Genomic DNA, 14,298 nt, shown 5'->3' on the forward strand with positions numbered 1-14,298 from the left:
TAAGTTCAGCGCAAGACGGGCGAATGGACACTAGATTAATCCTTCAAATTACCCTCGGGGTGCTTCTCGCCCTGATTTTAGTGGTCGGCGGACTGATCACCTATGAACTGACTCGCGACGCGAGTACGCAGGTGGTCGAGCGGGTCGTCGAGAAAGAAACCGACGAAAAGGAAAAGGAGAACCCGTGGGCCTCCGAGGCCAACCGAAAGGCGGCCATCAAATTGGTCAAGCGCCAGACGGTGGAGGGGATGCCTGAGGAAGAAGGCGACGAGGAAGAGGCCGCCGAGGCCACGACCGTGGCCGACATCCTGGATGATGCGAAGTTCGTCAAAGAGAAGCTCAAGATCACCAGCGCCAAGCCCAGTGGCTGGGAGGCGACCTGGTGGGGTGAAACGAAGTACGGCCCCCAATACTACTTGGTGCGCTATGCCTTCGAAGACGCCAATATCCGCATCGGACCGGCTTGGCTTGTCGACTTGAAGGGGCAGAAGGTCGTCCCCAAAAACGTGCTCGCCAAGGTCGCACAAACCCCCAAGAAGGGTGTGGAGTCGGATTATTACGACAAGGCCCAACAGGTCGTTGCCGCCATCACCAACCACCGCTTCGAGTCCGGGGTGAACTTGGGCGGCGCTTTGTTGCTCTACTTCAAGGAGCGCGCCGAAAGCTCCGATGAAGACACCATCTTGGGCTGGACCATTGATCACGACCGCGGCAATAAGTTCGACGCCTATTTTCAGTGGGTCGAAGAGGGCTCGCCGACCTACGCCGAGTTCAAGTTCGACTACGACCGCAAGGCGCTTCGAGCGATCAACCTGCAGGCAGCTGACATCATGCGCGCTGGCGAGGAGTTCGATCAGAAGAATCCGGTCGACATCATGCCGCAAGAGTTCGACAGCAAGAAAAAGCGCTTTGTCGACGGCGCCTGCAAGAAGATGCCGCGCCACCCGGGCTGTCGCTCGCTGGTGCACGTGCTGTCGAATGACGCCCTCATCGAGTCGCTCGAGTGGATGCTCACCGCGCAGGCCAAGACCCGCGAGGAATTCGAGGTCTGCAAGAGCAAGGGCAACTGCCGTTTCATGCCCCAGAAAAAGGACAAGAGCGTCTACCGCATCCTCTACGTTTACAATCTCGAGAAGAAGGATAAGTTCGACCGCAGGCACGTTGAAGAAGAGTGGGCGTGCAAGCACAGCCTGAAGGCCGGCGACGAGGAGAAGTCGGACGATTGGGCATCCAAAGGCAACTGCATGGCCTGGGATATCGACGTAAAGAGCGGTGAGATCACGCCGGTCGACCAGACGAGCACCTTGGCCTATCGAGCTATCCACCCGCGCTCGTAGCGACACGAGCGCCCACCGACTCCAAGAAATCTATGGACCGCGATGAACTCGTGCGACTCGCCGGCGAGAAGCTGGCGAGTTCGATCTTTCGAGACGCGCCCACCGACGTGGCCTCCCTCGAGGCACGACCGATAGGCGAGTTTACGGGCAATGAGGTGCGTCTCTTCATCTACCGTGACGTCCTCGATGAGCTCGCCTTCGCCGCATCATACCGCCACGAGCCGTCCTTCGCGGTGCTTATCGGCGCGTTCGCCGTCGACGACGTCGGCCCTTTCCTCGAGGTGACCGGCTTCTCTCGCTTCCAGCACATCGCCACGCTGGACACCCTCTACAATTCGCTCAAGCCCGAACTCGACGATATCGTCGACGAGGTGTCCATGCAGCGAACCCCTGAGGACCATATCGTGGGCGTCTTTGTCGGCGCGCGGGGCTCGGGCGGCAAGTTGTCCGCCGAGGTCGCCAGAGCGCACCTGAGCCTCTTCAACGTGCCTTACCAGGTGGCCGTGGTCTCCGATCCCGACGCCAGCCAACTCGGCGTCTACGCTCGCCCGCCGGCGAGCCGGTTCTACAACTCCCCGTTCTGGGTGGTGGAAGTGAAGGGAGAGGAAGGGGAGAGAGCGGGGGAGGAAGAGTAAGGCTTACCTATCCTAACCCGTCTTCCTCCATCCTCAACCTTCTTCCACCTTGATGTTGACGAACGCGCACGAATGTTGTGTCAATGTCACGCGACTCAGAACTTTTTAAGACGACCTCGAAGACGACAACTTTCCAGACAAGGACGAGAAGATGCACCATCACATGGATGAGCAGACCGGCGGCAGTTTCATCGCAGACATCGTGGCACGCGAGATCCTCGACAGTCGCGGAAACCCGACCGTCGAGTGCGACGTGTATCTCGAAGACGGCACCATGGGGCGCGCAGCGGTGCCCAGCGGCGCGTCGACCGGCGAGCACGAGGCCGTCGAGCTGCGAGACGGCGGCGACCGCTACGGCGGAAAAGGCGTGCGCAACGCAGTCGACAACGTCCACGACAAAATCTTGCCGGAGCTCGAGGGGTACAACGCCGTCGACCAGACCGGCATTGACATGTTGATGTGCGAGATCGACGGCACCGACAACAAAGGTGAGCTGGGCGCCAACGCGATCTTGGCGGTGAGTATGGCCACGGCGCGCGCAGCGGCGAACTACCTGGGCATGCCGCTGTACCGATATATCGGTGGGCTGACCTCGACGGTGCTGCCCGTGCCGATGATGAATATCGTCAATGGTGGCGCGCACGCCGACAACACCGTCGACCTTCAGGAGTTCATGGTCGTGCCGGTGGGCGCCGAGACGTTCAGTGAGGCGCTGCAGTGCGGGGCCGAGATCTTCCACTCGCTCAAGCGGGTGTTGTCGAGCCGCGGCTACAGCACCTCGGTGGGCGACGAGGGCGGCTTTGCGCCCAACCTTGGCAGCAACAAGGAGGCGCTCGACCTGATCATGGAAGCGATCGACAAGGCCAACTACAACCCGGGCGACCAGGTCCGCCTCGCCCTCGATTGTGCGGCCAGCGAGTTCTACGACGCTGACAAAGGCGTCTACACGCTCGAAGGTGAGGGGCGCTCGCTGGGAGCAGAAGAACTCGTGAGCTTCTACGCCGAACTGTCCGACCTGTACCCGATCATCAGCATCGAGGACGGCCTCGACGAGAACGACTGGGACGGCTGGGCGGCGCTGACCGACGCGCTGGGCGAGCGCGTTCAGCTCGTCGGTGACGACCTCTTCGTGACCAACACCGAACGACTCGGCCGAGGCATCGAGAGCGGTGTGGCAAACTCGATCCTCATCAAGGTCAATCAGATCGGCACCATCACCGAGACCCTCGACGCCATCGAGATGGCTCATCGCTCCGGGTACACCTCGGTGATCAGCCACCGCTCCGGTGAGACCGAAGACACCACCATCGCCAGCCTGGCAGTGGCCACGAGCAGCGGCCAGATCAAGACGGGCAGCCTGTCGCGCTCGGATCGCGTCGCCAAGTACAACGAGCTTCTGCGCATCGAGCAGGAACTCGGCGACTCGGCGATTTACCCGGGCATCGACGCATTTGGTGGGCTAGGCTGAGGCCCTGCGAGCTGCCGAGGCGCCGCCTCGGCAGCTCGCCCATGCGCACACCCCGATTGACACCCCCCCCCCCCACACGTTACTACCCAAACCTTGCCGACGCCGGAATAGCGGCGTGGTTCACGGCATTGTTTATAGCCGTAAATCGGCCAAGTGGATTCCAACACCCGAGAAAGCCCAAGATGAGTAACGAACTGAGCTCGAAAATCGACGACCTCAAAGAGCGTCTGACCGAGCTCCGGAGGTATCTTTGACCTGCCTCAAAAGCAGGCACGCCTCGAGGAGCTAGACGCCATCAGCCAGGACCCCAGCTTCTGGGACGACTCCGACCGCGCTCAAGAGTTGATGAAGGAACGCGGCGAGATCGAAGGGCTTCTGGAAAAATTCGACGCCCAGCAGACCAACGTCGAGGAGGCGCGTGTCTTCATCGAGCTGTCCGAGGAAGTCGGCGGCGATGAGGATTCGCTCGCCGAGGCTCGTAATCTGCTGCAGCAGACCGAACGGGAAGTCGAGTCGCTCGAGACTCGCCGCATGCTCGGCGGAGAGCACGACGACCACAACGCCATCTTCTCGATCAACTCCGGCGCCGGCGGCACCGAGAGCCAGGACTGGGCGGACATGCTTCTGCGCATGTACCTGCGCTACATGGAGAAGAAGGGCTGGAAGGCCGAGATCACCGACAAACAAGACGGCGAAGAGGCCGGCATCAAAGGGGCCGACATTCTGGTCAAAGGCGAGTACGCCTACGGGATGCTCAAGGCCGAGGCCGGCGTCCACCGTCTGGTGCGCATCAGTCCGTTCGATAGCAGCAGCCGCCGCCACACGAGTTTCGCAGCGGTATCGGTCGCCCCGGAGATTGACGACGACATCGAGATCGAGATCAACGACTCGGATCTTCGCATCGACACCTACCGCGCCTCGGGCGCTGGTGGTCAGCACGTCAACCGGACCGATTCGGCGGTGCGTATCACCCACCAGCCGACCGGCATCGTCGTTCAGTGCCAGAACGAGCGCTCGCAGCACAAAAACCGCGCCACCGCCATGAAGATTCTGCGCGCCAAGCTCTATGAAAAAGAGCTGCGTGAGCGCGAAGAGCGCGCCGCTGCCGAGCACTCCGAGCAAAAGGACGTCGCCTTCGGCAGCCAGATCCGGTCCTATGTGTTGCACCCGTACAAGCAGGTCAAGGACCTGCGCACGGGCGTGACCATCGGCAACACCGACTCGGTGCTCGACGGTGACCTCGACGAGTTCATCGAAGCCTACCTGCTCCAGCAGGGCGGCGAGACCGAAGAGGAGCCCGCCGAGGCGAGTTGACGCATCTCGTGTGCAGACGTCGCCCGAGGGCGGCGTCACTCATTACCCATCTAAGAGGCTTTTCGAGCCGACATGTCCTACGAACGATTCATCGGGCTTCGCTACTTGATGGCCAAGAAGCGAACCCAGGTCGTCTCCATCATCACGCTGATCTCGATCTGCGGGGTCGCCCTCGGGGTGACCGCGCTGATCGTGGTGCTCAGCGTTATGGGCGGCTTCAAAAAGGACCTCAAAGACAAGATCTTGGGGACCAAGGCCCACGCCGTAGTCCAAGCGGCCGAGGGAGACGATTTGGTCGACGCCGGACAGGTGGCCAAGACGGCCGCGGCGATGGAAGGTGTCACGGGCGCCGAGCCGTTTCTGGAGGCCGAGGTCATGGTCTCGAGTCCCACGAACCTCAGCGGCGTGATCCTTCGCGGCATCGATCCCGATCGGGTCGGCCAGGTCAGTGAGCTCTCTCAAGACATGGTCGAGGGCAACCTCAAATACCTGCAGAACCCGCGTCCGATGCTCGAGAAGCTCGACGAGGAGCGCGAGCGACATATCAACGAGATTCTCGACCGCGTCGGCTCCGAGAAGGATGACTTCGAGGAGGAGACGGCGGGCAGCGAAGACAAAGGCGCTGCTCCCGCCGACGACGTGACGGCTGACGACGAAGCGGCCGACGATGCCTTCGACATGCCTCCGCTTCCTCATCAAGGGTCCGCCGAGCAACAAGCGGCAGGAGAGGAGGGCGACGACGAAGGTGAGATGATCATGCCGCCCATCGCCGAAGATGAAGACGGCGAGGGCGCCATGCCTCCCATCTTCGGTGACGGCGAGGGTGAGGGCGACGACGCGAGCCGACAGGATGAGGCCCCCGATTACGAGGCGCTTCCTGGGCTGGTCATCGGTCCCGAACTCAAAAAGTCGCTGCAGGTCGAGCTGGGCAGCGAGGTCAACGTGGTCACGCCCGAAGGTGAGATGGGCCCCACCGGCCTGATGCCGCGCAGCCGCCCGTTTCGCATCGTCGGCATCTTCAAGACGGGGATGTACGAGTACGACGCGAATTACGCCTACACGAGCTTCTCGGATGCCAAAGACTTCCTGAACCGAAAGGGAGCCAGCGGCGTCGAGATCAAGACGATCGACGCCAACCTGGCCATCGAGATCGCCGCCGATCTTCAAAAGAGCTTGGGACCCAAGTACGAGGTCCTCGATTGGCAGGAGATGAACCGAAGCCTGTTCTACGCGCTCGAACTCGAGAAGATCGCCATGTTCGTCGTGTTGACGTTCATCATCCTCGTCGCAAGCTTCAGCATCATCGCGATGCTCATCATGATCGTCATCGAGAAGGCGCGCGATATCGCTATCTTGAAGTCGATGGGTGTGCCCGACGGCGGAATTCGACGCATTTTCGTCTTCCAGGGGCTCGTCATCGGCGGGCTGGGCGCGTTGATTGGCCTTGTGGGTGGCCTTGGAATCTGCGCCTATCTCAGCGTCTACGGCGTGCCCCTCGACTCCGAAGTGTACTACATCTCGAAGCTGCCGGTGGAGGTCAACGCCTGGGAGGTCGGTGCAGTCATCGTCTGCGCGCTGTTCATCAGTTGGGCGGCGACGATTTATCCGGCTTACCTGGCCTCGAAACTCAAACCGGTCGACGGACTACGATATGACTGACGAACGCAAAGTGCTCATCGAGAGCGAGGGGCTGACCAAGCGGTTTTTGCACCGCGGCAAGACGCTCAGCGTGCTCGAGGATATGGATTTCAAGATTTACGCCGGCGACCAGATCGCGGTGATGGGGCCCAGCGGGGCGGGCAAGAGTACGCTGCTCCAGCTCATCGGCACCCTCGACGAGCCCACGGCTGGTCGGTTGTTGTTCGACGGCGTCGACCTATTTGCCAAGTCTTCGTCGCAGCTGGCCGAGTTTCGCAACCGCGAAGTCGGCTTTGTCTTCCAGTTTCACCACCTGCTTCCGGAGTTCACCGCGTTGGAAAACGTGGCGTTGCCGGGGCTGATCGCGCGCATGCCGCGCGCCGAAGCAGAAGACCGCGCCGAGGAGCTGCTGACCAAGGTCGGACTCAAAGAGAGGCTGCATCACCAGCCGGGTGAGTTGTCCGGTGGAGAGCAGCAGCGCGTGGCGATCGCCCGCGCGCTGTTCATGAAGCCGCGACTGTTGTTGGCCGATGAGCCGACGGGAAACCTTGACCTAAAGACCGGGGCTGGGATACACGCTGTTCTCCGTGAGCTCAACGAGGAGACCGGGGTTACGGTGATTGTCGTAACCCACGACCCTCGACTTGCGGAAGAGATGCCGATAAAGCTCGTGCTCGACGATGGTAGATTGCTGCCTTTCGAAGCAGGAGATGACACTGTCGGCGACCGGATCCCCGAAGAGCTGCTCCACGTCGAGTCATCGAACCCCAAGCAGTTGCGGGCCCGCGCGAAGGAAGGCGACGAAGTCGCTGATCGCATGCTTAATGGTTGATTGAATTGTGCCCGGTGCGCACACAAGGGAAAACGTGAGTCGCGCTCGCCGCATACGCCACATGGCGTCACAACACGCTGACGACGACCTACCCATACGTCTGCGAGGACGCTGGCTTTGGGCTGGGGTGATCTTTGCGCTCTCCTGCGCTCTGGCGTCGCCTGCCGGCGCTCAGACCGACCCGCGTCGCGACCTCGGCACCCAGTTGCCGGCCGACGAGCAGCGCGCCGAGGAGGAGTTGCCCGAGGACCTCGAGCCGGTCGGGACGGCCACCGTCCCGGAGGGCCGCGCCGCCACAGAGGGGCAGACGGTCGATGTCGTCCAGGTGGTCGGCAACCGACGCGTCGAGGCCGACTCGATCCTGCAGCGGGTTCAGACCGAGCAGGGAAAGCCTCTCGACCTGGCCACCGTCTCTCGAGACATCCAGCGCATCTTTGAGCTGGGCTACTTCAGTGACATTCAGGTTGATGCCACCGTCACCGAGGACGGAAAAGTCGTCGTCTCCTACGTCGTCGAAGAGAAACCGGCGATCGCTCAGAATCAGTACGAGGGCAACGACGAACTCAGCGCCGACGAAATCGGTGAGGTCGTCGACTTGGAGCGCTTCGCCATCCTCGATTTGGCAAAGGTCGAGCAAAACGCCCAGAAGATTCGCGAACTGTACGCCGAAAAGGGCTACTACCTGGCCGAAGTGAACTACGAGATCACCGAGGCGCCCGGACGCGCCGACTTGGCCGTGGTGACCTTCCAGATTCAGGAGTTTTCCAAGGTCGAGGTCAAAAAGATCACCTTCCTCGGCAACGAGAATCTCTCTGACAAGCAGCTGTCCAACATCATGGCGACCCGCGAGGGGAGCTACTTCTCGTTCCTGACCGACTTCGGCACCTTCAAAGAGCAAGCCTTCGAGGCGGACCTGCAGCGGCTGACCGCGTTCTACTACAACCACGGCTTCGTCCAGGTGAACGTGGGCATGCCCTCGATTCGCCTGTCTCGTGATAAGCGCTACCTCTACATCACGATCAATATCGAGGAAGGCGAGCAGTATTTCGCCGGCAGCATCGATATCCAGGGCGACCTCATCAGCGAGAAGGAAGAGCTGTTCGACCTGGTCAAGCTCTCCAAGGGAGACGTCTTCGACTACGGCCGCATGCGCCAGGACATCGAGCAGCTGCGCAACCTCTACCGAAACGCCGGCTTCGCCTACGTCAACGTCAATCCACTGACGCGTATCAATCAGGACGACAACACCGTCGACCTGACCTACGACATCCAGAAGGGCAACAAGGTCTACATCGGCCGCATCGAGATCGTCGGCAACAAGAAGACGCGCGATTACGTGATTCGTCGCGAGCTCGAAATCGAGGAGGGCGAGCTCTTCTCGTCGGCCGCCTTGGACGCCTCGCGCCGCGAGGTTCGCCGACTGGGCTATTTCGACAAGGTCGACGTGACGACCCAGCGCGGGGCGCGTGACGACTTGATCAACGTGCGTGTGGAGGTCAACGAGACCCGCACGGGCACTTTCCAGGTCGGTGCCGGCTTCTCGAGCACCGAGAGCTTCATCGCCAACGCCCAGATTTCGCAGAACAACCTTCTCGGGCGCGGCCAGAGCCTATCGTTCCAAGCCCAGCTTTCGAGCATTCGTACGCTGTTCAACCTGAAGTTCTCCGAGCCGTGGTTGCTCGGCTCGCGCTGGAATTTCTCGTTCGACCTGTACAACTTCGAGTACGCGTTCCAAGACTTCACCCGTCAGTCGACCGGTGGCAACCTGACCTTCGGCTATCCGATTTCGGAGGCGTTCGAGCTGCAGATCCCCGGCGAGTTGCTCGCCTCGGCGACCTACAAGCTCGAGAACGTCGACGTCGAGGCCGGTGGCCAGAGCGGGGCGGATAACCAGGGGACCGGCGCCTTGTTCGGCGGCGGACTTACAAGCAGTATCCAGGGCGGTCTCTTTTACGACGACCGTGACAACCGCCTCTTCCCGACCGACGGCCAATTTCATTCGGCCAAGGTGGAATTTGCGGACCGCAACTTCACGTTAAGCGAAAACGAGTTCCTCAAGTTCGACTTGGAGACTCGCTGGTATTTCCCGGTCTTCTGGGAGTTCGTGCTCCGATTGCAGGGAGAGCTCGGCTACGTGACCAACCTGGACCCGCAGGGTGCTGTGCCGCTGTTCGAGCGTTATTTCGTCGGTGGTCCCCAGACGGTTCGTGGCTTCGATCGCTTCTCGCTGGGACCGATTCGCGAGGTGGCCGACGAAGACGGCGATCCCGGCTCGGAGCTCGACGCGTTCCGCATCGGCGGCAACAAGCGTCTGATCTTCACTGCCGAGGTCGAGTTCCCGATTTTCACGGCTGCCGGCATCAAGGGTGTCGTCTTCGCCGACATGGGTAACGCCTTCGACAACGACCAACCGTTCTCGCTGGTTCCTGATTTGTTCGCCGATCGCGAAGAGCGTTTTGACGACGCTTTGCGCACCTCCGTCGGATTTGGCTTCCGGTGGCTCAGCCCGATCGCGCCGCTTCGATTTGAATGGGGTATCCCCCTGGAGCGTCTACGTGGTGAAGAGCCGGTGGTCTTCGACTTCAGCATCGGCAATGCCTTTTAACGACTCGTTCATCGCATCAAGCCCGATAGGAGCAAAGATGATTGCTCGCATTATGAAAACCCGTGCTGCCATGGTCATGGCGCAAGTTCTCCTGGCGTTTGGGCTGGTTGTCGGCGTCACCGCGATCAGCGCGCCTGCGTTCGCTCAGGACGTCAAGATTGGCTATGTGGACCTGCAGCGCGCGCTCTCCGAAGTAGAGGAGGGCAAAAAGGCCAAAGCTCGCCTCAAGAAAGACTTCGACAAGAAGCAGAAGATGCTGACCGACAAGCAGGAAGAGGTCAAAAAGCTCAAGCAGAGCCTCGAGTCGGGCGCGGCCATGATGACCGACGAGGCCAAGCGCAAAAAGGCCATCGAGCTGCAGCAGGAGATGGCTAAGCTCCAGCAACTCTACATGGAGATGCAACGCGACCTGGCTCAAAAAGAGACCAAGGCGACCCAAAAGATCTTCAAGAAGATGGAACCCATCCTCAACAAGATCGCCAAAGAGAAGGGCTACGACCTGATCCTCGAGAAGACCGAATCGTCGGTGCTCTTCGCGAAGGACTCGATGGACCTGACTGACGAACTGATCAAACGCTACGACAAAAAGTGAAGTATCCTACGCGGTATCTCTTTCCGGCTCTGCTCGTTGTCCTTGTGACTTCCTCGTGTGAATGCGAGGAACGCGTTCGCCAGATGATCAGCAATCCGGGCGACCGCAAGCAGCAGGTCGAAGAGGCCAAAAAGCGCCGCCAGAAGAGCGAATCGTCGGCTCCCAAGGAAGAAGAACCCAACGACTTCCCCAAGCAGGCGACGCTCTTCGAGCTCGGCGGCGATTTGCGCCCCATCGAGGCCACCATCGGCCAGTCCGACGACAAGGATTGGTTTGCGTTGACCTCACAGAATGGTGAGACCTGGCAGGTCGAGGCGACGGTAACTCCCAAGTCCGACACGCTCGACCCGGTCATCCGGGTGGCGGTGGCAGACTCCGACGACGCCCCCATTACCTACAATATCGCCGGCCCCGGTGAGCCGGAGACCATCCCCATTCTGGCGGTCTCCTCCACGGCGCAACGCGTCATGGTTACTGGGAACGACGGCACCACGGGTGACTACGAGTTCTCCTTCCAGAAGCGCCTGTCCGGCGGCGCGGTCGAGTCCGAGCCGAATGACGATATCGACGTGGCCACTCGCTTCGAGGCGCCCGGCGAAATCCAAGGCTTCTACGACCGCCCCGAAGACCGCGACGTCTACTTTGTTCCGCGCAAAAACCTGACGGGCGAGGCATTCACCCTCGAGGTGAGCCCCATAGACGACGTAATGCAGCAGGTGCGCGTCTACACCCATCGAGACATGAAGGCGCCGTACCTGTCGCTGCACGTGCCGCCCACTGAGGCTGCAGGCCTGCCGAACGTATCGCTCCCGGACGACGTGCTCGGCGTGTGGATCGTACTCACCGCCGGGGACTCCTTCAGCCGCGACCAGAGCTATCGCCTCAAACTCCTCGGGCATCCGCCCGTAGAGCACGGTCTGGAGGTCGAGCCGAACGATGATGCCGAGACCGCCCAACAGATCGACTCGAGCACTAAACTGGCCGGGTACTTCCACTCCATCGAAGACGTCGACCATTTTCGACTCTTTGTGGACGGGATTCCCGAAGAGGGCCAGTCCGCAACCGGGCAGGGCGCTGTGGCGGAGAACGCCGCCGATGCCGGCCTGCCGTCCGATGATATGCCCGAGCCGGCGAACGACGCTGGCATGGCGCAGGCCGACGCTGGTGACGTTGGCGATGCGGGCTCGGACATCAAGCCTGCGGATCCACTCGACAGAGTTGCCGACAAGGAGCCGGCCGACCACGTCGTCCGCGTAACGATTGCCCCCAAGCACGAGAAGACGCGCCTCGCGCTCGCCTGGTCACTTCCGCGCAACCAGGGCTCGCCCACGGTGCTCGAAGCGTCGGAGCCGGGCGAAAACGTGACGCTCTGCAACACGGTGGTCGAGGATGACTACGTAGACCTCGAGGTCCGCCGATTGGCGGCTGCCGAGGGCATGCTCGACGCGACCTTCGACTACGGGCTAATTGCCGAGAACGTCCAGGATGTGCCCGGCCTCGAGATCGAGCCCAATGATTCACGCGACACAGCCGACAAGCTCGAGCCTACTCAAAAGCGTATCGGTTATATCGCACGCGCCGGTGACACCGACGTCTTTGCGTTCGCCGTGCCTTTCCCCGAGTCCCCCGCCCAATCAGAAGGCGATACCGGCGCACCGGTTGTCGCGCCCACGCCTCCGACGCCTCGCCAGGTGCAGTTGACGCTCGGCGCCAACAGTCTGAACCTGGGCTTCAAGTTGCTCGATGACGAGGGTGGGCTTGTGGCACAGGTGAATCGCGCCGGAGCCGGGGCAGAGGAGAAGCTCCAAGTCGACTTGCCCCCGGGGCTCTATTTCGTGCACGTCGCCGCCAAACGCGGCTCTGCGTGCGAGCCCTACGAAATGTCAGTCAAAGTGGCCGAGTGAATCGGCAGGCGGTGCGAGGCGACGGGCGACGCGACTAGAAGAGTTCGAAGATGCCCGCGTAGTGTAGATATCCGAGCGCGGCCGCTCCGAGAAGGAGCAAGACGACCGCGCTTATCCAGATGGCTCCGGAGTTGCGGCGACGCGATTGAAATTCGTCGACCGACAACTCTTCGGAGCTCCCATCACCTTCTTCTCCCCACGTCCATTCTCCGCCACTCGGCGCGGCGTCGAGTTCGCCCGAGTCGTGCAGGTTCTGGCTCGGCGCGCTTTGCGCGGACGGAGTTTTCTGTGACGCCGTGTCCACGGGCGACGAGGGCGCAGGCTGCGCCTGTTGCGGAGTATTCGGGCCTTTTTTTCGGCCCGGGCGGCCCTCACCCTTCTTGTTGGTAAGCAAGATTACGTCATCGTCGGGCCCCGGCTCGAGCACGGTGATGATCGACGAAGACGATGCTCCCGAATCGAAGCCGGGTGGGGCCACGTGGAGGTCAGACCCGCTCGATAGCCCGGAGCTCTCCGTCAGCGACGACGAGTCTGTCAGGCTCGAGCTGACAGCTCCTTGCCGGACACGGTCGCGATCTGAGCCTGGCGGCACGGATCCGAAGGGGATCGACTCGCGCTTGGGGGCGCCGTCAGTGACCGAGGAGTCTCGGGCTGCCAGCATGGCATCGGTGTTGTGGGGCGTCCGTGGAGACAGCACGTCGGAACCCTCGACTTCGTAAGCCGCGGTGCGCTCGAAGGCGATATTGGCAGAGTCGAGGTCGTCAGCCGTGAGGTCCGGAAGCTCGACGGTCGGCGGCTCTTCCTCATACTCGATGCGCTCGAGCATGTCGGTGGGCCCGGCGCTGATGGCCTTGAGGAACTCCTCGGCCGACGCGAATCGATCGCCTTTTTCCTTGGCCAACGCCTTTCGTATGACGCTCTCGAAGCGTGAGCCTCGCAGGGGGCCCTGCGGGAAGCGCGGCACCTCCTCGAAGAGGTGACAGCGCATCACTTTGACCGGGTTGTCATCCTTGAAGGGCGGACGCCCGCAGGCCATCTCGTACAGAATGACGCCCAGCGCGTACAGGTCGGTGAGCGCGTCGACTTCTTCGCCGGCGGCCTGCTCGGGCGACATGTAGGTGGGCGTGCCCACCGTGCTTCCGCTCATGGTCAGCTTACGCAGCTTGGTGTCGCCTTCTTTTTGGGGGTCGGGCATGGCCAGCTTGGCGATGCCAAAGTCGAGGACTTTGACGAAGTCTTCTTCGCTGCCCACCCGTGTCAGGAAAATATTCTCCGGCTTGAGATCCCGGTGAATGATGTTGTGCTGGTGGGCTTCGTGCAGGCTTTTGAGGACCTGGCGGCCGATGTGCAGGATGCGGTCCATCGACACGGTCGGCTTGCGCATCAAGACGTCGGCGAGGTCTTCACCTTCGAGCATCTCCATGACGATAAACAGCAGGTTGTCCTGCTTTCCGTAGTCATGGACCGTGATCGTGTTGGGGTGGCGCAGGCGACTTGCCAAGCGCGCTTCGCGCCGAAACCGCTCGACGACGTCGGTGATGGCCATGAACTTGGGTGGCAGGATCTTGATCGCCACGTCCCGGTCCATGTTCATCTGCCGCGCGCGGTACACCATCCCAAACCCTCCGCGGCCGATCTCCTCGGTGAGCTTGTACCGGTCCGCTAGAACGGTGCCGGGGCTGACTATGCTGTCGCTATCGCTCATTACATTCTCGGGCGGGGTTGTCCCCGTGCCCTTGTACCAGTGGATGCTCGCGATGCACCGATCTGGACTGCTTCATACCTTCCGCCGACTCGCTCGTTGGGTTCGATGACCCACAGTCACTTCGCTACAAGCAGTGCCGATTGACAGGATGAGGGAATATTCGCCACCTTCAATGATACTCAATCTGGCGTTTCATACAAACAAGACCTTGGAACAACACGATTACTCCAACTCCGCAGGGCCCTTTGAAGCACTCAATCCTGTCACA

Annotated in this window: 9 protein-coding genes and 1 pseudogene; 9 read left to right on the plus strand and 1 reads right to left on the minus strand. The window is 61.3% G+C overall.

What is annotated here, in order from left to right:
- Positions 1 to 23: 23 nt before the first annotated feature.
- The 9 genes and pseudogenes from FIV42_RS27375 to FIV42_RS27415 all read left to right on the plus strand — a co-directional run bounded on the left by FIV42_RS27375 (position 24) and on the right by FIV42_RS27415 (position 12,325).
- Entirely contained in the window at positions 24 to 1,337 is a 1,314-nt protein-coding gene (locus FIV42_RS27375) for a hypothetical protein (protein ID WP_141200776.1), read from the plus strand.
- 32 nt (positions 1,338 to 1,369) lie between these two features.
- Complete coding sequence (locus FIV42_RS27380) at positions 1,370 to 1,972, plus strand: hypothetical protein (RefSeq protein WP_141200777.1); 603 nt, start codon at positions 1,370 to 1,372, stop codon at positions 1,970 to 1,972.
- A gap of 151 nt (positions 1,973 to 2,123) precedes the next feature.
- Positions 2,124 to 3,440, plus strand: a complete 1,317-nt coding sequence (eno, locus tag FIV42_RS27385) for a phosphopyruvate hydratase (RefSeq protein ID WP_313788403.1) — start codon at positions 2,124 to 2,126, stop codon at positions 3,438 to 3,440.
- 182 nt (positions 3,441 to 3,622) lie between these two features.
- Positions 3,623 to 4,754 (plus strand): peptide chain release factor 2 gene (gene prfB, locus FIV42_RS27390; protein ID WP_141200778.1). Its coding sequence is split into 2 segments (ribosomal slippage): positions 3,623 to 3,682 and positions 3,684 to 4,754, totalling 1,131 coding nucleotides; the frame shifts between segments, so codons are not numbered across the junction.
- Positions 4,755 to 4,826: 72 nt separating this feature from the next.
- Entirely contained in the window at positions 4,827 to 6,413 is a 1,587-nt protein-coding gene (locus FIV42_RS27395) for an FtsX-like permease family protein (RefSeq protein WP_141200779.1), read from the plus strand.
- Positions 6,406 to 7,083 (plus strand): annotated as a pseudogene (locus FIV42_RS27400) (ABC transporter ATP-binding protein); the annotation flags it as partial. The gene FIV42_RS27395 and the pseudogene FIV42_RS27400, both read left to right, overlap by 8 nt.
- Positions 7,084 to 7,285: 202 nt before the next feature.
- On the plus strand, positions 7,286 to 9,829 hold the full coding sequence (bamA, locus tag FIV42_RS27405; protein ID WP_141200781.1) for an outer membrane protein assembly factor BamA: 2,544 nt from the start codon (positions 7,286 to 7,288) through the stop codon (positions 9,827 to 9,829).
- A gap of 37 nt (positions 9,830 to 9,866) precedes the next feature.
- Complete coding sequence (locus FIV42_RS27410) at positions 9,867 to 10,421, plus strand: OmpH family outer membrane protein (RefSeq protein WP_168210985.1); 555 nt, start codon at positions 9,867 to 9,869, stop codon at positions 10,419 to 10,421.
- Positions 10,422 to 10,504: 83 nt separating this feature from the next.
- On the plus strand, positions 10,505 to 12,325 hold the full coding sequence (locus FIV42_RS27415; RefSeq protein ID WP_141200783.1) for a hypothetical protein: 1,821 nt from the start codon (positions 10,505 to 10,507) through the stop codon (positions 12,323 to 12,325).
- A gap of 34 nt (positions 12,326 to 12,359) precedes the next feature.
- On the opposite strand, the gene FIV42_RS27420 is transcribed toward FIV42_RS27415, so the two are convergent.
- Positions 12,360 to 14,030 carry a serine/threonine protein kinase gene (locus FIV42_RS27420; RefSeq protein WP_141200784.1) on the minus strand — a complete coding sequence of 557 codons (1,671 nt, stop codon included), beginning with the start codon at positions 14,028 to 14,030 and terminating at the stop codon, positions 12,360 to 12,362.
- Between the last annotated feature and the right edge of the window lie 268 nt (positions 14,031 to 14,298).

This window comes from Persicimonas caeni (assembly GCF_006517175.1).
Taxonomy (GTDB): domain Bacteria; phylum Myxococcota_A; class Bradymonadia; order Bradymonadales; family Bradymonadaceae; genus Persicimonas; species Persicimonas caeni.